20 protein-coding genes are annotated in these 19,561 nt (G+C 63.2%); 10 read left to right on the top strand and 10 right to left on the bottom strand.

The window, feature by feature from the left end:
* Positions 1-22: 22 nt before the first annotated feature.
* The 5 genes from EG244_RS01725 to EG244_RS01705 all read right to left on the bottom strand — a co-directional run bounded on the left by EG244_RS01725 (position 23) and on the right by EG244_RS01705 (position 4,765).
* Entirely contained in the window at positions 23-811 is a 789-nt protein-coding gene (locus tag EG244_RS01725; protein WP_124963282.1) for a crotonase/enoyl-CoA hydratase family protein, read from the bottom strand.
* A 20-nt stretch (positions 812-831) separates the two neighbouring features.
* A complete protein-coding gene (locus EG244_RS01720; protein ID WP_124963281.1) occupies positions 832-1,398 on the bottom strand; it encodes a TRAP transporter small permease in 567 nt (188 codons plus the stop codon).
* Between the two features lie 10 nt (positions 1,399-1,408).
* Positions 1,409-2,719, bottom strand: coding sequence for a TRAP transporter large permease (locus EG244_RS01715; protein ID WP_124963280.1), 1,311 nt, complete (start codon positions 2,717-2,719; stop codon positions 1,409-1,411).
* Between the two features lie 70 nt (positions 2,720-2,789).
* Positions 2,790-3,884 (bottom strand): TRAP transporter substrate-binding protein DctP, encoded by a 1,095-nt coding sequence (gene dctP, locus EG244_RS01710; protein WP_124963279.1) that lies wholly within the window; start codon positions 3,882-3,884, stop codon positions 2,790-2,792.
* A 152-nt stretch (positions 3,885-4,036) separates the two neighbouring features.
* On the bottom strand, positions 4,037-4,765 hold the full coding sequence (locus EG244_RS01705; protein ID WP_124963278.1) for a FadR/GntR family transcriptional regulator: 729 nt from the start codon (positions 4,763-4,765) through the stop codon (positions 4,037-4,039).
* Positions 4,766-5,011: 246 nt separating this feature from the next.
* Here EG244_RS01705 and EG244_RS01700 point away from each other — a divergent pair, with 246 nt between their 5' ends.
* From EG244_RS01700 to EG244_RS01660, 9 genes are all read left to right on the top strand, one after another.
* Positions 5,012-5,803 carry an enoyl-CoA hydratase/isomerase family protein gene (locus EG244_RS01700; RefSeq protein WP_124963277.1) on the top strand — a complete coding sequence of 264 codons (792 nt, stop codon included), beginning with the start codon at positions 5,012-5,014 and terminating at the stop codon, positions 5,801-5,803.
* Positions 5,800-6,819 carry a phosphotransferase family protein gene (locus EG244_RS01695; protein ID WP_199737716.1) on the top strand — a complete coding sequence of 340 codons (1,020 nt, stop codon included), beginning with the start codon at positions 5,800-5,802 and terminating at the stop codon, positions 6,817-6,819. Before EG244_RS01700 ends, EG244_RS01695 begins: the two co-directional genes overlap by 4 nt.
* A gap of 11 nt (positions 6,820-6,830) precedes the next feature.
* Complete coding sequence (locus EG244_RS01690; RefSeq protein WP_124963276.1) at positions 6,831-8,051, top strand: acyl-CoA dehydrogenase family protein; 1,221 nt, start codon at positions 6,831-6,833, stop codon at positions 8,049-8,051.
* Positions 8,052-8,194: 143 nt separating this feature from the next.
* On the top strand, positions 8,195-9,037 hold the full coding sequence (locus EG244_RS01685) for an enoyl-CoA hydratase-related protein (RefSeq protein WP_124963275.1): 843 nt from the start codon (positions 8,195-8,197) through the stop codon (positions 9,035-9,037).
* Positions 9,038-9,770: 733 nt separating this feature from the next.
* The gene (locus tag EG244_RS01680) at positions 9,771-10,562 is read left to right on the top strand and encodes a transporter substrate-binding domain-containing protein (RefSeq protein ID WP_124963274.1); all 792 of its coding nucleotides are present in this window, start codon (positions 9,771-9,773) and stop codon (positions 10,560-10,562) included.
* A gap of 12 nt (positions 10,563-10,574) precedes the next feature.
* Positions 10,575-11,267, top strand: a complete 693-nt coding sequence (locus tag EG244_RS01675; RefSeq protein ID WP_124963273.1) for an ABC transporter permease — start codon at positions 10,575-10,577, stop codon at positions 11,265-11,267.
* On the top strand, positions 11,264-11,977 hold the full coding sequence (hisM, locus tag EG244_RS01670; RefSeq protein WP_124963272.1) for a histidine ABC transporter permease HisM: 714 nt from the start codon (positions 11,264-11,266) through the stop codon (positions 11,975-11,977). Before EG244_RS01675 ends, hisM begins: the two co-directional genes overlap by 4 nt.
* 3 nt (positions 11,978-11,980) lie before the next feature.
* A complete protein-coding gene (locus EG244_RS01665) occupies positions 11,981-12,757 on the top strand; it encodes an ABC transporter ATP-binding protein (RefSeq protein WP_124963271.1) in 777 nt (258 codons plus the stop codon).
* Between the two features lie 51 nt (positions 12,758-12,808).
* Positions 12,809-13,396 carry a TetR/AcrR family transcriptional regulator gene (locus tag EG244_RS01660; RefSeq protein ID WP_199737714.1) on the top strand — a complete coding sequence of 196 codons (588 nt, stop codon included), beginning with the start codon at positions 12,809-12,811 and terminating at the stop codon, positions 13,394-13,396.
* 137 nt (positions 13,397-13,533) lie between these two features.
* On the opposite strand, the gene EG244_RS01655 is transcribed toward EG244_RS01660, so the two are convergent.
* Complete coding sequence (locus EG244_RS01655; RefSeq protein ID WP_124963270.1) at positions 13,534-14,853, bottom strand: NtaA/DmoA family FMN-dependent monooxygenase; 1,320 nt, start codon at positions 14,851-14,853, stop codon at positions 13,534-13,536.
* 191 nt (positions 14,854-15,044) lie between these two features.
* Here EG244_RS01655 and EG244_RS01650 point away from each other — a divergent pair, with 191 nt between their 5' ends.
* A complete protein-coding gene (locus EG244_RS01650) occupies positions 15,045-15,632 on the top strand; it encodes a DUF2585 domain-containing protein (protein WP_124963269.1) in 588 nt (195 codons plus the stop codon).
* Here EG244_RS01650 and EG244_RS01645 read toward each other — a convergent pair.
* Genes EG244_RS01645 through EG244_RS01630 form a run of 4 tightly spaced genes read right to left on the bottom strand, consistent with a single transcriptional unit; the run spans position 15,607 to position 19,193 of the window.
* On the bottom strand, positions 15,607-16,554 hold the full coding sequence (locus EG244_RS01645; RefSeq protein WP_124963268.1) for an alpha/beta hydrolase: 948 nt from the start codon (positions 16,552-16,554) through the stop codon (positions 15,607-15,609). The two genes, EG244_RS01650 and EG244_RS01645, sit on opposite strands and share 26 nt — an antisense overlap.
* Before the next feature lie 51 nt (positions 16,555-16,605).
* Positions 16,606-17,394: an ABC transporter ATP-binding protein gene (locus EG244_RS01640; RefSeq protein ID WP_124963267.1), complete on the bottom strand. Its 789-nt coding sequence runs from the start codon at positions 17,392-17,394 to the stop codon at positions 16,606-16,608.
* Complete coding sequence (locus EG244_RS01635; protein ID WP_124963266.1) at positions 17,394-18,206, bottom strand: ABC transporter permease; 813 nt, start codon at positions 18,204-18,206, stop codon at positions 17,394-17,396. The genes EG244_RS01640 and EG244_RS01635 overlap by 1 nt, the downstream gene beginning before the upstream one ends.
* A gap of 9 nt (positions 18,207-18,215) precedes the next feature.
* Positions 18,216-19,193, bottom strand: coding sequence for an ABC transporter substrate-binding protein (locus EG244_RS01630; RefSeq protein ID WP_124963265.1), 978 nt, complete (start codon positions 19,191-19,193; stop codon positions 18,216-18,218).
* Positions 19,194-19,561 lie beyond the last annotated feature (368 nt).

Raw genomic sequence — 19,561 nt, 5'->3', positions numbered from 1 at the left:
GTTGCTTCCTTCCGGTCCGGGATCACCGCCCGCTCCAGCGGGGCGCGCGTTTTTCGACAAAGGCGAGCGGGCCTTCACGGGCATCGTCCGAGGTGAGCAGCTGTGGCAGAACGCGCTCACTGTCGGCCCAGCGGTCCGCCTCAGAGGCGCGCTCGGCGGCGCGCAGGATCTCCATGGCGGCGCGGATCGACAACGGCGCATTGGCGGCGATCTCCTCTGCCAGCCGCATGGCTTCCGCCAGAGCGCCGCCGTCTTCCGTCACCCGGGTCAGCAGGCCAAGACGCTCGGCCTCTTCGGCATCAAAACTGCGCCCGGTCAGCACCAGTTCGCGCGCTTTCGCAGCGGGAAGGCGCGCGGCCAGCCGCATGATGCCGCCCGCCGCAGCCACCAGGCCCACTTTGGGTTCCGGCAGGCCAAAGCGGGCGCTGCGCTCGGCCACGGCCATGTCGCAGGCCAGCATGATCTCAAGTCCACCCGCGAGCGCGGCCCCATGCACGGCTGCAATCACCGGCTTGCGGCGGGGCAGATCGACGAAACCGGCAAAGCGGCCCTCCCCGGAGATCACCTCTTTCGAGGCGGGATCCCCGATGAATTTCAGATCCATGCCGGCGCAGAAGACCTTGCCTGCGCCCTGAAGCACCGCCACCTGCAGGCTGTCGTCGGCCTCAAAGGCTTTGACGGCGGCGCGCAGATCGCGGGTCAGATCAAGGTTGACGCTGTTGCGCTGCGTGGGGCGGTTCAGCGTCAGGATGCAGACCGCGCCTTCGCGGCGCGTGAGCACGGCAGGCTCGGGGGAGGTTTGATCACTCATGGTCAGTCCTTCGCAGGGGATTACAGAGTTTCGGCAGGCGGGCCGAAATCGGTGTCGTCTTTCGCGACCCGCCCGGTGCGGATGGTCTGCACATCGCGCCAGATCAGGCGGAACATTTCAAGCATCATCAGCCCGAAAGCGATTGGCATCATGATCGCCACCGGCCACATCAGCCATGTCTCCACCCCGATCATCAGCGTGCGGTTCGACAGGATCGCCCGCTCAACGAAGATCCAGATGAAATACATCAGCACCCCGTAAACCATCAGCTCCACCAGACCGACAAAGACGGCGATCATCGCGCGGCTGCGCGGGCGCAGATGCGCGCCCATGACCAGCTCAAGCTTCGGGAACATCCCGTCGCGATGCGCCACCGGCAGCGCCCAGAACACCATGAGCGGAAAGAGCACCCGCTCAATCAGGTTATAGGCGCCGGGGATCAGATCGGTGTGAAAGAGATAGCGCCCCGCCACGCTCAGCACCGTGACCAGCATGATCGCCAGCAGCGACAGCCCCGAGCCGACCGCCACAAGGCCATATTCCGCGCCCCAGATCACGCGCCAGAAAGCAGGTGTGGATTTGCTCATGCCCGGCTCCTTAATTCAGCTGCGCCGGCAGCCAGGTGACGATACCGGGGATGAAGATCATCGCCAGCACCACAATGAGCGCCGCCACGGAGGCGAATTTCAGCGCCGGACGGAAGACCGCGCCGGGCGTCACATTGGCGGCCACCGCGGCGGAAAAGGCCACAAGCCCCACAGGCGGCGTCAAAAGCCCCAGCGAGATCACAAAACAGGCCATCACGCCGAACCAGATCATGTCAATCCCGGCGGCTTTCAGCATCGGCTCAATCAGCGGGATGATCAGGATGATGCAGGTCACCTCCTCCAGGGCCATACCGGCGAGGAACAGAACCACCATCAGCACGATCAAAAGGAGCACCGGATAGGCCTGCAAAGGCTCGGTGAATTCCACCAGCAGACGCGGCACCCGGCTGATCGACATGAAACGGCCAAAAACCTGCGCGGCCATGATGATCATCAAAAGCATCGCCGAGATTTTCGCTGCATCCATCAGACCATGGGCGACGTCTTTGAAACTCACCCGCCGCATCAGCACCACACCGGTCAGCGCCGTAAAGGCACCAAGGCCACCGGCCTCACCTACGGTGAAAATTCCGCCGTAGATGCCGCCGAAGACCACCCCCATCAGCACGCAGATGAAAGCGATGGCGATATAGGACCGCCGCAGCGCGTCCGGGTCCTCCTCCTCCAGGGGGGCGACGCGGTCGGGGACACCTGGGATTGTTTCGCCCATGAAGCGCAGGCAGACGATATAGACGAGGATGCACAGGACCGCCGGACCGATCGAACCGATGAACAGATGCCCGATCGGCACCAGGGTGATTGAGCCATAGATCATCAAAAGGATGCTCGGCGGGATGATCGCCGAGAGCGAGCCGGAAATCGCCGCAAGCCCGGCCGAGAAGTTGCGGGTATAACCCACACGTTCCAGCTCCGGCCCCGCAAGGCGCGCAAGGGCCGCCGCCGAGGCCGAGCCGGAGCCGGAGACCGCCCCCAGCATCCCGCCCGTCAGGATCGTCGCCACCCCCAGCGGAAAGCGGCGATAGCCCGCAAGCCGGTGCCCGACGCGGAAAAGATCGCCGACGATCTGCCCGCGCACCAGCATCTGCGCCATCAGCAGATAAAGCGGGATGATCGACAGGGGATAATTTGAGACCGAGAAATAGACGTCCTGGCCGATGATCCCCATCAGCGCATTCGGCCCCATCCAGAGCGCAAGCCCCACAAAGCCTGCGCCCAGCATGACCGTGGCCACCGCCTGACCCAGCAGCAGAAAAATCGTAACCCATAAGATCACGAAGGTGAAAATCAGACTGTGATCCATCAGGTGACCCCGGCTGAAACCTCAGGACTGCCGGGCCTTTGCGCAAGGCCCGGCGGGTATCATAAGAGGCTCAGAGCCCGAGGTATTCGGCGACGCCTTCGGGCAGCCGGCCACCCTCTTCGCGGATGATTTTCGCGTAAAGCGTGGCGGTGGCTTTGGCCGGATGGCCCTGACCTTCCAGCTTTTCCACCCAGACCTTCCAGGTATTGGCACCTGACTGCGCGATGAAGCTCTGCATATCAGCGCTCAGCTCACCCACCGGGGTGAATTTCGCGCCGTGTTTCTCGGTCGATTCCTTCTGCACGCTGTCCAGACGGCCATCCCAGACTTTGGCGTTATTGGCCGCCGCTTCACGCGCCGCCGCGTCAAAGGCCTTTTGGCCCGCTTCATCCAGCTGGGCCCAGGCGTCATTGCTGATCGCCAGATAGCTCTGCCAGTGACCGATGGCGACATCGGTGATGGTGTCTTTGATCAGCGGCTCCAGCGAATAGGCGGGCCAGTCCGAGACCGCCAGCACGAGGCCATTCACCGTGCCCCGCGACAGCGCCTCATAGACGTTCGAGGCGGGCATGGTGACCGGGGTCGATTTCGTCTCATTCAGAAAAAGCGTATGGATGGCCGAGCCTGCGCGCAGCGGCATGCCCTGGAAATCCGCAGGCTCCCGCAGCGGCTTTCCGGCGGTTGAAAGCGAATAGGCCGAAGTGGCGCCAATGGCCCAGGTGCGGATGCCTTTGGGCTCAATTTCATATTGATAGAAGCTCTTGCCGTCTTTCAGCGCCTCATCGGAATCGAGCAGCTGCTGGAAAGCGCGGGTGACCATCGGGCTGTCGGTGCCATAGGTCGGCAGCTGCGTAACATCCGAAAGCGGGAAAGCCCCCTCATGATAGGGGGCCAGCAGCGGGGCCGCGATCTGCACCGAGCCGCCCTGCAGCGCGTCCAGCTCACGCCCCACGCCGGTCAGTTCGCCCGCGACAAAGGGGGTGAAGGTGATCGCGCCTTTGGAGCTGTCACCGAGGATTTTCATAAAATCCTCCATGTGACCGCCGGTCCAGAGATGGGCCTGGGGCAGCGAAGATGAGATGATGAAGTTCTGCGCCATGGACGGCAGTGCCGTCAGCCCGGTCAGCGCGGCGGATGCCGCCAGTACATAGAAGTGACGTTTCATAGAGTCCTCCCTGTCGGTGGGAGGGGCTCCTCTTCCCCGCCCGCCTGATCCGCAGTCTCCTGCCGCGTGGGATCAGTGAAGCGTGGCGCAGCCTGGCTGTCAATCTGTTTGTCGGACAATAGGACGGTATTGCCCGCTTCCCTGAGGCGGCGTCAGGTCGGAGAAATGCGGTCGGCCATCCTGCGTCCGGCCATTTCCCAGCCGGTGCGCAGATCGCGGATATGGCGCTCCATCCAGTGCTTTGCCTGATCGCTGTCGCGGGCGATGATCGCTGCCAGAATTTCTTTATGAGCGCGCAGATTGCGCGCAGGGGCCTGCGGGACATGGGGCGAGAGTTCAACATAGGGCCGGAACAACAGCTGGCCGATCGGCTCCCGGGACAGCAGAAGTGCCCGGTTGCCGGTGCATTGCGCAAGCAGGGTATGGAACCGGGTGTCGATGTCTTCCGACCGCGTGCCATTGGCAACCGCGGCTTCCAGCAGGACCATATTGTCCTCAAGCTCCTGAATTTGCTCAGAGGTTGCGCGCTCAGCCGCGCGCGCAGCGGTCAGCGGCTCCAGCACGATTGCCATCTCCCACAGCTCGCCGAAGGTCACATCCTGCAGCAGGAGCGCGCGCTCTACCCTGGGGCTGATATCCGCCTGGCCCGGAATGGAAATCAGCAGTTTCTTGCGGCCCGCGCGGCGCACCAGCCCCTCACTTTCCAGCTGCCGGATGCCTTCGCGCACGGTCGAGCGGTTCACGCCGAACCGCGCGGCCAGATCGGTCTCACCGGGCAGCGCCTCACCGGGTTTGATGGTGCCTTCAACGATCAGACGCTGAAGCTCCATCGAGACCATCTGATAGGCGGGAATGACGTTTACTTTGTTGATCTCGATCATAGGTTCTTCACCATCAGCCGGTTTGTCGGACTATGCAGCAAAGATTAAAGCGCTTCCAGCCGCAATCTCAGGGGATTTCGGGCAAAAGTCACGCCCTGACGGAAGAGATCGCGGGAGATTGCCCGTCTGAAGATCATTGTTTGTCCGACAGTCCGATTGACTTGCAAAACCACTCCTGCATAGTTTCATGGAAGGCTCCATGCCAGTGGCGTGAGAGCGGGAGGCAGCGTGCAGGGGAGAGCCGCGATGACCAGCCTGATCGATCTCAGTTATGGCGCGGGTTTTGCCCATCTCAGGTTCAACTGCCCCGAGCGTATGAATGTCCTGTCGCCGGCTATGGCCGAGGCCTTTAACACTGCGGTCACAACCGTGCTTGCGCGCGCCGATCTGGGGGTGCTGCTGCTGTCGGGCGCGGGTCGCAATTTCATGGCGGGAGGCGATCTGAACGGCTTCGCGGGCGCGGAGGATAAGCCTGCCTTCATCGCGCAGACCATTGATCTGATGCACGACGCTCTGCAGCGGCTGGGCGCTTCTGATCTGATCGTCATTGCCGCCGTTCACGGGCCGACGGCGGGGGCCGGGGTCTCACTGGTTGCGATGTCGGATCTGGTCATCGCGGCTGAAGGGGCCATTTTTACAATGGCTTACACCCGTATTGCGGGTGGCCCTGACTGCGGCGCCACCTGGGCGCTGCCCCGGGCCGTGGGGTTGAAACGGGCGACCGCGATGGTGCTTCTGAACGCGCCCATGCCAGCCGAAGAGGCGCTGCAGGTCGGGCTGATCAACCGCATTGTGCCCGCCGAGGACCTGTCTGCGGTCAGCCTCGCGCTGGCTAAGACCCTGGCCGAGGGGCCTCGCGCGGCACAGGGCTCTGCGAAACGGCTGCTGCGCCAGGCGATGGAGAGCGATCTGCAGGCGGCCCTCGCCGCCGAGCGTGCGGCCTTTGTCGCGCTTGCCGGTCATGAGGATTTTTCCGAAGGAGTGACGGCCTTTCTTCAGCGTCGAAAGCCTGATTTTAAACGGCAGGTGGCGCTGTGACGGCGCTGTGCGGTTCTGCGAAACTGGGGGACTGGCTGCGCGCGCGGCTGGAAGGCATGGGGCCGGATCTGACGCTGCGCCCGATCAGCGGCGGCCAGTCCAATCCCACGGCCTTTCTGGACAGCGGCGCGCGCCGCCTGGTGTTGCGCGGGCGGCCGTCGGGGGTGCTTTTGCCCTCTGCCCATGCGGTGGACCGGGAATTTCGCGTGCAAAAAGCCCTTGCCGGGAGTGATGTTCCGGTCCCGAAGGTGCTGCTTTACTGCGAGGATCGCAGCCTCACGGGCACCGAATTTTATGTCATGGAGCGGGTCGAGGGGCGCGTGCTGCATGACAACCGCCTGACGGAGCTGCCCGCCCCTGAGCGTCGGATGGTCTTTGACGATCTGGCGCGCATACTGGCGGCCATTCACCGGGTCGATATTCAGGCGGCGGGTCTGCAGGATTACGGCCGCCCCGGCGGCTTTGCGCGCCGCCAGATTGAGCGCTGGAGCCGGCAGTGGGATCTGGCGACCCCCCGCCCCAATGCCGATATCGACCGGCTGAAGGCCTGGCTGACTGCCCATCTGCCGACCGAAGATCAGACCACGCTGGTCCATGGCGATTTTCGCCTTGGAAATGTCATGCTGCACCCGGTTGAGCCGCGCATTGTCGCAGTGCTCGACTGGGAGCTGTCGACGCTTGGTCATCCCCTCGCGGATCTGGCGCACAGTTGTGTTTACACCTGGTTTATGAGCCCCGATGATTATGGCCGGGGCTTGCGCGGGCTGGATCCTGCCGCGCTGGATCTGCCGCGGATGGAGGATTTTACCGCGACCTATTTCGCCTCCGCAGGCGGCGTCGGTGCGTTAAGCACCTTCTGGCTCGCGCTCGCATTATTCCGGAATGCGGTGATTTTTGAAGGCATTGCAGCGCGCGCCCGGCAGGGCAATGCCTCAGCCGCCAATGCGGCCGAGGTGGGGCGGCTTGCCCCGGTCCTCGCCCGGCTGGGGGCGGCGCTGACAGTGCAATCATTCTGAAGGAGGATCGAATGGATTTCGCTTACAGCCCGAAAGTCCGGGACCTTGAGGCGCGGCTAAAGGCCTTTATGGCGGAGCATATTCAGCCCGCCAATGCGGAATACGAAAGGCTGGTCGGGGAGGGGGTCTTCCCCGAAGCCCTGCTGGACGGGCTGAAGGCGAAGGCGAAGGCCGCGGGGCTTTGGAACCTCTTTCTTCCGGCGCTGCGCGCGGATGAGCCGGGGACGCGGCTCAGCAATACCGAATATGCGCCGCTTGCCGAGATTATGGGGCGGCTGCCCTGGGCCTCAGAGGTCTTCAACTGCAGCCCCCCCGATACCGGAAATATGGAGATCCTTCACCTTTTCGCCACGCCCGAACAGCGCGTGCGCTGGCTGAACCCGCTGCTTGACGGCACCATCCGCTCGGCCGTCTCGATCACTGAGCCGGATCAGGCCTCATCTGATCCGACAAATCTGCAGACCTCTGTCCGGCGCGAAGGCGATGACTATGTGATCAACGGGCGCAAATGGTTCACCTCAGGGGCTTTGCATCCGAAATTTGCCTTTACCCTGGTGATGGGCATCTCGGATCCGTCGCCCGATGCGCCCCGCCATGCGCGCCACAGCTTTGTCATCGTGCCGGTGGGCACGCCCGGATTTCGTGTGGTGCGCGATGTAGCGATCATGCATCACCACTCGCCCGAGGGGCATTGCGAGGTAGAGTTTACCGATGTCCGGGTGCCGGTTAGCAACCTTCTGGGCCAGGAGGGGGCGGGATTTGCCATCGCCCAGGCGCGGCTTGGGCCGGGGCGCATTCATCACTGCATGCGCACCATCGGGCAATGCGAAACTGCGCTGGAGTTGATGTGTGAGCGGGCGCTGTCGCGCAAAACCTTTGGTAAGCTGCTGTCTGAGAACGCGAATATTCAGGACTGGATTGCCGAAAGCCGCATCGGCATTGATCAGGCGCGGCTGCTGAACCTCTATGCAAGCTGGCTGATGGACCAGCAGGGCAATAAGGCCGCGCAGGTTCTGGTCTCGGAGATCAAGGTCGCCGCCGCGCGGCTGCAGACCGAGGTGCTGGACCGCGCGATGCAGGTCTTTGGGGCAAAGGGCATTACGCCGGATACTCCCCTGTCATATCTCTGGACCTGGGGGCGTGCGCTGCGCTTTATCGACGGCCCGGATGAGGTTCACCTGCGAGGAATTGCACGGGCCGAACTGGCAAAGGCAAAGACCAGGATGGGCTGAACGCGGCCCCGCAGGTGCCGTCGCAGGCCGAACCTGCGGGCTTCTGCGCCGGGAGGGGCATAACGGCCCTCCCGGAGGAACCTTCTGATCGGGCGATCCGGTTGTCCGACAAATCCCAGATTGCTCAGACAGGACACGGCAGAATGTTTGAAGATATTTCCTATGATGTGCAGGACCGCATTGCGCTGGTCATGTTCAACCGACCCGAGGTGTTGAACGCCGCCCGCATCCGGACGCATGAAGAGCTGCAGGCCGCGCTTGACATGGCGGACCGCGATGACGGCGTGCGCGCCGTGGTGGTCAGCGGGCAGGGGCGCGCCTTTTGCGCCGGAACCGATCTCACGCAGGGCTTCAACCTGCCTGAGGGGGGCAATCCGGCCAGCGGCGAAGGGGTCCCGCCGGATATTGGCGGCACGACGGTGCTGCGGCTTTTTGACATGCGCAAGCCCGTGGCGGCGGCGATCAACGGGGCCGCTGTGGGCTTTGGTCTGACGTTCACGCTGGCGATGGACATTCGCTTTGCCGCAGAGACCGCAAAATTTGCGCTGCCCTTTGTGCGCCGGGGGATCTGTGCGGAATCCTGTTGCAGCTGGTTCCTGCCGCGTCTCGTCGGGCTGCAGACCGCGCAGGACTGGATGCTGAGCGGGCGGACGTTTCTGGCCGGAGAGGCCCTCGCCCGTGGTTTGATTTACGACATTACGCCGCCCGATCGCGTTCTTGAGCGCGCACTGATCTGGGCCGGAGAGATCGCGGGCCAGACGGCCCCGGTTTCGGTCGCGCTGAACCGCAGGCTTTTGTGGCAGATGGCGGGCGCCGCCCACCCCGCCGAGGCGCACCGCTTTGAGAGCCGTGGTCTGATTGCCTGCATGTCCGGCCCCGACGCGGCAGAGGGTGTCGCGAGTTTCAAAGAGCGCCGGGACCCGCAGTTCACCGGCGGCGTCCGGGACATGGCCTTCATGGACGACTGGTGGCCGCGCAGGCCCTGAGCGTTTCGCCGGATCATTTCGCCTCCGGGCGGGGCAGCGAGGCAGGCCCCCTCCGCTCGCCCGGGAGCTGCGCGGCAGGCCGGATCCGCCGCTCCGCGCGCGGGGGCTGCTGCATCCCGGACCGCTTCGCGCCGGAATGTTAGTCCGCCAAGGCCGTGACTGGACTTCAAGCCTGACCTGTCGCCCGCTCAACCGCGCTGAAGCTGCGCCACCTGGGGGGCTTTCTTCCATACCACCGCACCCTGAGCCATCGCGGGACAGCGGCTTTCTTCGCCCTGCGCAGCGCGCGCAGCTTCGCCCGCGACGGTACCAACATGCTGAGCGGGCCGGGAAGGCGCGGGGCATCGGGCCGCTTTCCTGGCTGTCTCGGGTCGCGGCAGCCGGGGCCGCGACGATCTGTCCCGCCGATGGGATCCTGCCGCCACCCGGCAGGAGATATGTAAAAATTCAACATAATTTCATTGGCTTACAGAAATGATCCCGTCAGAATTTTTCCTGATTTCCCCATAGTCCCTCCTGCACTTCGCCTGAATTTGTGGCGCTTCTGCTTGAACAGCCAGGGTCTGCGCCGCTATCAGCAGCCTTTGGGCGCGGCGCGGTCGGGGAAGAGATTGCGCATTGACAATCCCCGCAGCGCTTAGGCTATGTCCGCCTGAAATGGGACATTGGTGTCCGGATATACTGCACATATGTCCCAAACCGCCCTGCGGGGCCTGCCGATCGGGAGAAGAAGATGAAGACCCTGGCCAAAACCTTCCTTGCAGCCTGCGCCCTCAGCGCCGGAGTTCTGAGCGCGGCCCCCGCGCTGATGGCTCAGGAAACGCTGCGACTGGGCACCTCGGTCGGCTATCCGCCCTTTGAATATATCGACGACAAGGGCGCGATCGCAGGGTTTGATATCGACGTCGGCAATGCGATCTGTGCCTATCTCAACAAGACCTGCACCTGGGAAAACATCGACTTCGCAGCGATCATCCCGGCGCTGAAGGCGCGGAAGTTTGATGCCGTGCATGCCTCGATCGCGATCACCGATGAGCGCCGCAAACAGGTTGATTTCACCGATGTGGTCTATGGCAGCGACAGCCGCCTGATCGCGCGCAAAGACAGCGGCATGACCCTCGATATCGAGGTGCTGAAGACGAAGCGGATCGGCGTTGAGCAGGGCTCGACCAATGATCGCCACGCGAAGAAATTCTGGGCGCCGCAAGGGATTGAGATCGTGACCTATGCCGATCAGGATCTGGCGATTGCCGATCTGATCACGGGCCGCATCGATGGCTTCTCGGCCACCGGTCTGCAGGTCGCGGTGGGCTTTCTTGCCGAAGAGCGCGGCCAGGATTTTGACTTCATCGGCGGCCCGCTTGAGGGGGCTGAGACCGAAGGCGCGGCGATTGCGGTCACCAGGGGCAACACCGCCCTGACCGAAGAGCTGAACCGGGGTCTGGCGGCCATCAAAGCCAATGGCACCTTCGATCAGCTGGCGGCGAAATATTTCCCGCCGAGCGTCGATCTGAACGCGAAATAAGGCAGGCTGCGGATGGGTATCCCTGCCGGCTACCGGGACATGCTGCTGAGCGGCATGTTCACCACCTTTACGCTCGCGATCAGCGCTCTGGCGCTGGCGCTGTGTCTGGGGCTGCTGGTGGCGCTTGCCCGGCAGTCCGGCGGGCGCATCGCGCGGGGGCTGGCGGGGACCTATGCCACGGTGATGCGGGGCACGCCCGATATCGCCATGATGCTGCTTCTCTATTTCAGCCTGCAGATCTGGCTGAATATGGCGACGGATGCGCTTGGGATCGGTCAGATTGAGATCAGCCCCTTTGGCGCCGGAGCCATCGTTCTGGGCGTGATCTACGGCGCTTACTTCAGCGAGACCTTTCGCGGCGCTTTCATGGCTGTCCCAAAGGGTCAGATTGAGGCGGGGCTGGCTTATGGCCTGACGCGTGCGGCCTGTTTCCGGCATATCCTCTTTCCGCAGATGATGCGCTTTGCGCTGCCGGGGATGGCGAACAACTGGCTGGTCATGGTGAAAGCCACGGCGGTGGTCTCGCTGGTGGGGCTGCCGGATATCACGCGGGCGGCGATCAATGCGGGGAAGGGCTCGGGGCAGGTGATGTTCTATCTGCTGATCTGCGCGGGCTTTTATCTGATCGTCACGGCGCTTTCGACGCTGCTGATCGGCTGGCTGAACCGGCGCTATTCCGCTGGTGTGCGCGAGGTGGCGCTGTGATTGAGACGCTTCTCACCTATGGCCAGGCCTATCTCTGGCATGACGGTATTCAGCTTTCGGGGCTGGTCGTCACGCTGACGCTGCTGGCGATCTCGCTGGTGCTGGGGCTTTGCCTCTCGCTGCCGCTGGCGGTGGCGCGGGTCAGTTCCAACCGGGCGCTGTCCTGGCCGGTGCAGGTCTTTACCTTCGTCTTTCGCGGCACGCCGCTTTATGTGCAGCTGCTGATTATCTACACCGGCATGTATCAGCTGGAGATCATTCGTGAGACGCCCTTTGTTGCGGGCTTCTTCCGCTCGGGCTTCAATTGTGTGGTGCTGGCGCTGGTTCTCAACACCTCGGCCTATACGACCGAGTTTCTGGCCGGGGCCCTGCGCGCCATTCCGCCCGGAGAGGTAGAGGCGGCCCGGGCTTATGGCCTTGGGCGCGTGGCGATCTGGACGAAGCTTCTGATCCCTTCGGCGCTGCGCCGGGCGCTGCCGTCTTACAGCAATGAGGTGATCTTCATGCTGCATGCCACCGCCATTGCCTTTACCGCCACCGTGCCGGACCTGATGAAGGTTGCGGGCGATGTGAATGCCGAAACCTATATGCCCTTTGAGGCATACGGGATCGCGGCGATGATTTATCTGGGCACCGCCATGCTTCTTCTGGGCATCTTCCGCCTGATCGAGCGCCGCTTCCTTGCCTATGCCAGCCCGAGAAAGGCATGATCCATGTCTGAGCCGATGAAACTCGAAGCCCTCGATTTTACCAAAAGCTACGGCAGCACCCAGGTGCTGAAGGGCGTCTCGCTGCGGGCAAAGCGCGGCGATGTGGTCAGCCTCATCGGCTCCAGCGGCTCGGGCAAAAGCACCTTTCTGCGCTGCATCAATTTCCTCGAAAACCCCGACAGCGGGCGGCTGGTGCTTGATGGCCGGGAGGTGGCGACCCGCAAAGGCGCCGATGGCCGTCTGGTGGTGGCGGATGAGGCAGGGCTGCGGGCTTTGCGGGTGCGCCTCGCCATGGTGTTTCAGCACTTTAACCTTTGGTCGCATATGACCGCGCGTCAGAATGTGACCTTTGCGCCGCTGAATGTGCTGGGCCTGTCGCGGGCTGAGGCGCAGGAGCGGGCGGATCACTATCTCGACCGGGTGGGTCTGAACCCGACCCTCGCGCAAAGCTATCCCGGCCATATGTCGGGCGGCCAGCAGCAGCGCGTGGCCATTGCCCGCGCACTCGCCATGGAGCCGGAGATCCTGCTCTTTGACGAGCCGACATCGGCGCTGGATCCGGAGCTGGTGGGCGAGGTTCTGAAAGTCATGCAGAGCCTTGCAGAAGAGGGGCGCACCATGGTCGTGGTGACCCATGAGATGGGCTTTGCGCGCAATGTCTCCAGCCATGTGCAGTTTCTGCACCAGGGCCGCATTGAAGAAGAGGGTCCTCCTTCGGAGATCCTCATTTCTCCGCAAACCCCGCGCCTGCAGGCGTTTTTGAGTGGCAACCTGAAGTAAGGGCTGGCACTCTCAGGCCCTGGGGATTGCCGGAACTGAGGGGGACTGCGGGTGACATCAGAGGCAGAAGCGCCGCTGAGCGGGGTGCGCGCGCGCACGCGTTTCGCCATTCTGGAGGCTGCGATGCGGGTGCTGCCGAAAACGCCCTCGGCTTCGATCCATGATATCGCCGATGAAGCCGGGGTCGGGCGCAGCACGGTTCACCGCTATTTCGACGAGCGCAGCGCTCTTATCCAGGCCTTGGCGCGTCATGTTTATGAGTTAAGCAACGACGCCATTGTGCGGGCGGTCCCCGACAGCGGCCCGCCCCTTCAGGCGCTGAGGCGGCTTGCTGAGGAGCAGCTTGATCTGGGCCTGGCGCTGGATTTTATCTGTCACGAAAAGCTCTGTCTGCTGCAGCCAGAAATTTTTGCGGGCCTGACCGATGCCGATGAAATCGTCCGCGCCACCGTGGAACGCGCTCTGCGCCCGGACCGCAGGGCGCCGCCGGACTGGGGACTGCGCAGTTACCGGACGCTGTTGCGGCTGGCCGCGGAACTCGTCGCAGAGGGTACACCGCGCCACCAGGCGCTGGATGCCATGATGGGGACCCTGACGGCCGGGATTTTTGCCGCTGATCCGCCGGAGGGCGCGGCGTAACCCGCCCCCTCATACCTGTCGGGGGCAATGCGGGGGATCTCTTCCTCTGCGCAGCGGGTCTGATGGTCTGAGCTTCGCTGCGGCTGTGCAGAACAGGGGCTGCGCGGCACGTCAAGACGCTGCGCCCCCGTTCGGGTTTAACGGGCAGGGGGCCGGGCAAGGCCCAGATTGTCGCGCAAAGTCCCCTCCGCATAGTCGCGGCGAAAGAGGCCGCGCTCCTGCAGGATCGGCACCACCCCGGTCAGAATACGGTCGAGCGCCGCACCGCAGGTGGGGGGCAGCAGGGCAAAGCCATCGGCAGCACCACTTTCAAACCAGCGCTGCATGTGATCGGCGATCTCTTCGGCCGAGCCTGCGATCACCGAATGGCCCGCAGCGCGCATCACTTCGCGCATCATCTGGCGCAGGGTGTATTTCTGATCGACCGCGAGGTGATAATAGTACGGATAGCGCGTCGTCGCCTCCTGGGTGCTGACCGCCAGCGCGGGGTCTTTCAGCCGCTCGGGCGGGATGACGTCATTCCAACCCAGCCCCGAAAGATCCGCCCCCTCCAGCCCGTGGCGCAGACGCGCAAGGCCCGTCTGCTCATCGGTGTAATCGAGCAGCTCATTCTGAATGCGGGCGGCATCCCGGGCATCATCGCCGACGATCGGCATGAGGCCGGGATGGATGCGCACAGCGCTACGCGGACGGCCCGCCTTTTCGACCCGCGCTTTCAGATCGCCGTAAAACTCCTGCGCGATGTCGAGGCGCGGGGTGACGGTGAAGACCAGCTCGGCATACCGCGCCGCGAAGTCACGCCCGGCCTCTGAGGCGCCGGCCTGGGCCAGCACCGGCCAGCCCTGGGGCGAGCGCGGCAGCATCAAGGGGCCCTCGACCTTCAGATGCGCGCTTTGGTGGTTCGTGGCGCGGATGCGGGCGTTATCGGCCCAGACGCCGCCAGCGCGGTCATTCAGAACCGCATCATCCTGCCAGCCGTCCCAAAGCCCGGTCATCGCCTCCATATACTCCCAAGCGCGGGCATAACGCTCATTGCGGGGGGGAAGTTCGCAGTTGAAATTCTCCTGACCCGTGGTGGCGGTGACGATATTCCAGCCCGCCCGCCCCTTCGACAGCCAGTCGATCTGCGCCAGCTGCCGGGCCAGCAGATAGGGCGGCCAGAAAGAGGTCGCAGCGGTGCCGATCAGCCCGATCTGTGTCGTGACCGCCGAAAGGGCGGCGATGGTGGTCAAAGGCTCATAGCCGTTCAGATCGGGATTGCGCCCGGTCTCTTCAAAGGACAGCCAATCGGCCAGAAACAGCGCATGCAGCTTGGCGGCTTCGGCCCGGCGCGCGATATCTGCGGGCAGATCGAGGCCGTAAAGATCCTGCGAGCGGCTTTGCGGGTGACGCCAGGCCGAGGTCTGATAGCCCACGGGCGAGAGAAAGAGCAAAAGGCTCATCTGAGAGGCTGGCATGGGGCTGTCCTGAGGGTCTGTGCTTTGCAAAAAGGCATAGGGCGGGTCGGGCCGCAGTTTCAAGACGCATTTCGCTAATAATGAGACATATGTGTCCCAAAACCTGCGACTACCGGGGACCGGGCATCCCACTTGCAAAGCCTCGGGCTTTCGGGAAGCATCCGCCCGATCCCACAGCCCGAGAGACCATTATGTTCCCTGCCCGCCCCGATCACCGGACCCCTGATCCCCGCTTCTGGTATGGCGTGGCGGCGGCCCTCGTGGTCCTTCAGATCCTTGTTCTCTGGGCCATGGGGCGGCTCTGGATCTGTGACTGCGGCTATATCCGCTTCTTTGAGCCGGGGGTGAATACGGCCGGAAATTCGCAGCATCTGGCGGATTGGTATACGCCGAGCCATATTCTGCACGGTTTTTTGTTCTACTGGCTGGCGCATCTGGCCTTCCGGCACCGCAGCATCGCCTTTCGCTTTGCGCTGGCGATGCTGGTCGAAGTGGCCTGGGAGTTGTTGGAAAACACCCCCATGGTCATTGAGCATTACCGCACGGCGACCATGGCGGTGGGCTATACCGGAGACAGCATCCTGAACTCGGTCATGGACAGCGTCTTTATGGCGCTTGGCTTTGGCTTTGCGGCGCGGGCTCCGGTCCGGCTGGCGGTGGCGATCGCGGTGATCTTTGAGGTGGGGGTGGCGCTGGTGATCCGCGACAACCTCACGCTCAATGTGCTGATGCTGGTCTGGCCGATGGAGGCCATCAAGGCCTGGCAGGGGGCGCTTTGACCTTTGGGAGGCCGGCGGCCGCGCGGATTTGAGACGCGGTCTTTGCCAGATCTGCCGCCGCTTCCGGCACCTGGGCAGAGTGGCGCAGGAAAACATGCGCCATGCCGGGTGCATCGCGCCAGGTGACCGGGCATCCGGCGGCGCGCAGCGCTTCGGCATAAGCCAGCCCCTCATCGCGCAGCACGTCGCATTCGGCGGTGACGATCAGCGCGGGCACCCCCGGCCCGCCCGGGCGCGGATGGCGGATTGGCGCGACCTGCGGATCGCTGCGATCGGCGGGGTTGGGGGTATATTGGTCAAAGAACCAGCGCATATCGGCCTCGGTCAGCGGATGATCGGTGCCATAGGCGCGGTAGGAGGCGCGGGTGAAATCGCTGTCGGTGACCGGATAGTAGAGAACCTGCAGCGCCACGCGGCCCCGCTCGGGTAACGCATTGCAGACCACGGCGGTCAGATTGCCACCCGCGCTGTCGCCCATGACGATGACCGGACCGCCCGGCAGGCCGGGAACCGCCTGAGCCAGCACCGCCGCCATGGCATCGAGCGCATCTTCGGCGGCGGCGGGAAAAGGATGCTCGGGGGCCAGGCGATACTCCACAAAGAGCACCGGGATCCGCGTGGCCTCGGCCAGGGCCGAGACCTGGGCGTCGTAATCCGCAGCGGTGCCAAGGACCCAGCCGCCGCCGTGGTAAAAGACGATCAGCGCTTCCTCTGCCTCAAAGGGGGTAAAGAGCCGCGCAGGAATGGCGCCGCTGCGCCCCGGCAGGGTCAGATCGCGCTGTGACGCCATCTCCGGGCCGGGGCCGAGGCGCTGACAGCCCGCAGCGGTCATCGCCCGCGCCGTCTCAGGGGTGCCGGCAGAGCGGGGCGGCTGCCCCTTCATCTGCTCAACAAGGTTTTGAAAATAAGGATGCAGTGCCATTTTCCCCCCGCCCTCGCTTTTGCGCGAGACTGCGGGGGGAGAGGCGCGCTGTCAATGTGCGCCTGCGGCCATCAGCTTCAGGGTTTCTTCGCGGATGTCCTGCAGGATCAGCCGCTTGGTCTCCATGAACTCGGGCGCGGTGACCAGATCAAAGGCGCGCGGGCGCGGCAGATCGACCATCAGATCGCGCTTCACCCGCCCCGGACGTGAGCCAAGCACCACCACACGGTCAGCAAGAAAGATCGCCTCATCGACGTCATGGGTGACAAAGAGGCAGGTGACGCGGTGATCGGTCCAGATCTGCAACAGCAGCTCCTGCATCATGCCGCGGGTCTGGGCGTCAAGCGCGCCAAAGGGCTCATCCATCAGGAGGATCGAGGGTTTATAGACCAGCGCCCGCGCAATCGCCACGCGCTGCTTCATCCCGCCTGAGAGCTGTTTCGGCCAGGCTTTTTCAAAGCCCGACAGGCCCACGGCCTCGATGAAATGCGCGACCATCTCTGACTTTTCCGCTTTTGAGAGCGCGGATTTCTCCAGCGCGAAGCGGATGTTTTCCTCAACCGTCATCCACTCAAAAAGCGTATAGGACTGAAAGACAAAGCCGCGGTCACGCCCCGGGCCGCGCACCTCCTGGCCGTCGATCAGGATGCGGCCCCGCGTCGGCTCATCCAGACCGCCGATCATATTGAGCAGCGTGGATTTCCCGCAGCCCGAGGTGCCGACGATCGAGACGAACTGATTTTCCGCGATGCTCAGATCAATCTCAGAGATCGCCACCATGGCGCGGCCATCGACGTCAAAGTCTTTGCCCACGCGCTCAATGCGGATCTTTTCAGCCATCAGCGCCGCCCCTCATTCCAGCGAAAGAGCCGCTGGCCGATTTTCTTGAAGAGCCAGTCGGTGATCAGACCCAGCAGACCGATGAACAGCGTGCCAAACAGGATCGTCTGGGTGGCCATATAGCGCTGCGCATCCATGATACGGCGGCCAAGGCCATCGCTGGCGGCCACGAGCTCGGCCACCACCAGATAGGTCCAGGTCCAGCCGATGGTGATGCGGAAGGTGTCCCAGATCGCCGGGGCGGCGGCGGGCAGAATGATGCGGCGCAGGATCTCGGCATTGGAAAAGCCCAGGGTCTGCCCCGCGCGGATCAGGCTGACGTCAATGTTTTTGACATTGTCCATGATCATCAGCACCTGGCTGAAGAAGGTGCCGATAAAGAGAATGAGGATTTTCTGTCCGTCGCCGATCCCGGCCCAGAGGATGGTCAGCGGGATCAGCGCCACCACCGGCACATAGCGCAGGGTGGAGACGAGGGGCGACAAAAGCCCCTCAAAAATCCGGAAATTCCCCATCAGAATGCCGACCGGTACCGCGATGACCGTGGCCGTCAGCCAGCCCGCAACGATGCGGTAGATGGAAACAGCCGCGTCCGAGAGCAGAATGCCCTTTTCCAGCTGCCGCCAGCCTTCAGCCAGCACGGCACCCGGGCCGGGCAGAAAGAGCGGGCGGATCAGACCCGCCTGCACCACGGCCCACCACAGCAGGATCAGCACCGCAGGCAGCACGAAACCCGAAGCCGTATAAAGCGGCTTCGGGATCTCTTTGCGCAGCCGGAACAGCTCGCGCAGACGGAAGGGGTGTCCCGGCATGAGCTGGTCTTACTGAGCGGCGACGGCCAGAACGGCGTCAGTGTTCAGCAGTTCCGTCACCGGCACGATGCGGGTGATGTCCTCGGGGTTGGTCTCGATCATGATCTCGCCAATCGCCTGGACGCTCTCGGGGTATTGACCCTTCAGGATCTCAGCGTTGTCTTTCGACGAGAAGAGATGCACGCCTTTGAAGGCCGGCTCAAACTCTTCCATCGGCGCGCCCACGGCATCCGCGATCAGCTTGCCACCCTCGGCCGGGTTGTCGCGCACGAATTGCACGGCCAGATCCCAGCCACGGATGACGGCTTCGAGGTCTTTTTGATTGGCTTTCACCCAGTCCGGGTTGCCGACCAGCAGGTCCGAGATCAGCCCGGGCTTTTCCGCAGCGGTATAGATGACGGAGGTCTTATCGTCCTGGCGCAGCGCGGTGGAGATATAGGGCTCATAGGTCACGGCAGCATCGACGCGGCCCGCGATCAGCGCCAGACCCGCTTCCGAGGCGCCCATCGGCACCGGGGTCACATCGGCCAGCGACATTCCATTGGCCTTCAGCGCATAGTTCAGCAGCAGATCCGAGGTGGCCCCGCGCTCATAAGCGACGGATTTGCCTTTGAGATCGGTAATGCTTTTCACATCTGCGCCCGCGATGACGGCATCAGCGGTCGAGGCCTCATCCATGACCAGAACGCCGACAACGGGGATGTTCTGGTTGATGTTCACGAGAGTGGTATTGGTCGCAGCCGCCACCAGATGCAGATTGCCCGAGGCGAGACCCGCGGTCAGATCCTGGTCCCAGTTGAAGTTGACCAGCTCAACATCGACGCCTGCGTCTTTGAAAAAGCCTTTCTCTGCCGCGACCCAGAGCGGGCCATAGCCAAGCCAGGGTTGCACGCCGATTTTGATCGTCTCTGCCAGCGCGGCGGGGGCCGCAGCAAGGCAGAAGGCGGCGGTCAGAAGCAGGGATTTGAGCGGGGCTTTCGTCGACATGGCAGTCACTTTCAACCAAAAAGGCTACAGGCAGCAGGGCTGCGTCTTTCGGCCCTGCCTTACGCGCGCGGGGGCAAAGGTTAAAGCCCCGGGAGCCAAAAAAGCCGCTCAATTCCGCGGCTTCCGGAAAAGACTGCGATAAACGGAGAAGGTGATTGCGCTCTGTCGCTCAATCGCGCGCCTCGCCAATATAAAAATATATTAAAGATGCATTAAAAATGCAACTTTTTAAGCATTTGAACCAATATATATTTTTCATTAATATCTCGGTAGCGGCAGGAGCCCTGTTGAAAACACCGCTCTCCCGGAGCGGTGCATAAAAACAACTTATGGTTACTGCTATGCGCGTCCTGATCATATTTCTGTTT

The sequence above is a fragment of the Falsigemmobacter faecalis genome (assembly GCF_003863335.1).
Lineage (GTDB): Bacteria > Pseudomonadota > Alphaproteobacteria > Rhodobacterales > Rhodobacteraceae > Wagnerdoeblera > Wagnerdoeblera faecalis.
The sequence above is the reverse complement of the archived record's forward strand: the minus strand, read 5'-3'. Positions and strand labels throughout refer to the sequence as shown.

Coding starts and splice junctions, on each gene's coding strand:
- EG244_RS01680 (WP_124963274.1), top strand. CDS start 9,771: ATGAAGACCCTGGCCAAAACCTTCCTTGCAGCCTGCGCCCTCAGCGCC.
- EG244_RS01645 (WP_124963268.1), bottom strand. CDS start 16,554: ATGGCACTGCATCCTTATTTTCAAAACCTTGTTGAGCAGATGAAGGGG.
- dctP (WP_124963279.1), bottom strand. CDS start 3,884: ATGAAACGTCACTTCTATGTACTGGCGGCATCCGCCGCGCTGACCGGG.
- EG244_RS01630 (WP_124963265.1), bottom strand. CDS start 19,193: ATGTCGACGAAAGCCCCGCTCAAATCCCTGCTTCTGACCGCCGCCTTC.
- EG244_RS01690 (WP_124963276.1), top strand. CDS start 6,831: ATGGATTTCGCTTACAGCCCGAAAGTCCGGGACCTTGAGGCGCGGCTA.
- EG244_RS01705 (WP_124963278.1), bottom strand. CDS start 4,765: ATGATCGAGATCAACAAAGTAAACGTCATTCCCGCCTATCAGATGGTC.
- EG244_RS01635 (WP_124963266.1), bottom strand. CDS start 18,206: ATGCCGGGACACCCCTTCCGTCTGCGCGAGCTGTTCCGGCTGCGCAAA.
- EG244_RS01685 (WP_124963275.1), top strand. CDS start 8,195: ATGTTTGAAGATATTTCCTATGATGTGCAGGACCGCATTGCGCTGGTC.
- EG244_RS01640 (WP_124963267.1), bottom strand. CDS start 17,394: ATGGCTGAAAAGATCCGCATTGAGCGCGTGGGCAAAGACTTTGACGTC.
- EG244_RS01655 (WP_124963270.1), bottom strand. CDS start 14,853: ATGCCAGCCTCTCAGATGAGCCTTTTGCTCTTTCTCTCGCCCGTGGGC.
- EG244_RS01665 (WP_124963271.1), top strand. CDS start 11,981: ATGTCTGAGCCGATGAAACTCGAAGCCCTCGATTTTACCAAAAGCTAC.
- EG244_RS01650 (WP_124963269.1), top strand. CDS start 15,045: ATGTTCCCTGCCCGCCCCGATCACCGGACCCCTGATCCCCGCTTCTGG.
- EG244_RS01700 (WP_124963277.1), top strand. CDS start 5,012: ATGACCAGCCTGATCGATCTCAGTTATGGCGCGGGTTTTGCCCATCTC.
- EG244_RS01720 (WP_124963281.1), bottom strand. CDS start 1,398: ATGAGCAAATCCACACCTGCTTTCTGGCGCGTGATCTGGGGCGCGGAA.
- EG244_RS01725 (WP_124963282.1), bottom strand. CDS start 811: ATGAGTGATCAAACCTCCCCCGAGCCTGCCGTGCTCACGCGCCGCGAA.
- EG244_RS01715 (WP_124963280.1), bottom strand. CDS start 2,719: ATGGATCACAGTCTGATTTTCACCTTCGTGATCTTATGGGTTACGATT.
- EG244_RS01675 (WP_124963273.1), top strand. CDS start 10,575: ATGGGTATCCCTGCCGGCTACCGGGACATGCTGCTGAGCGGCATGTTC.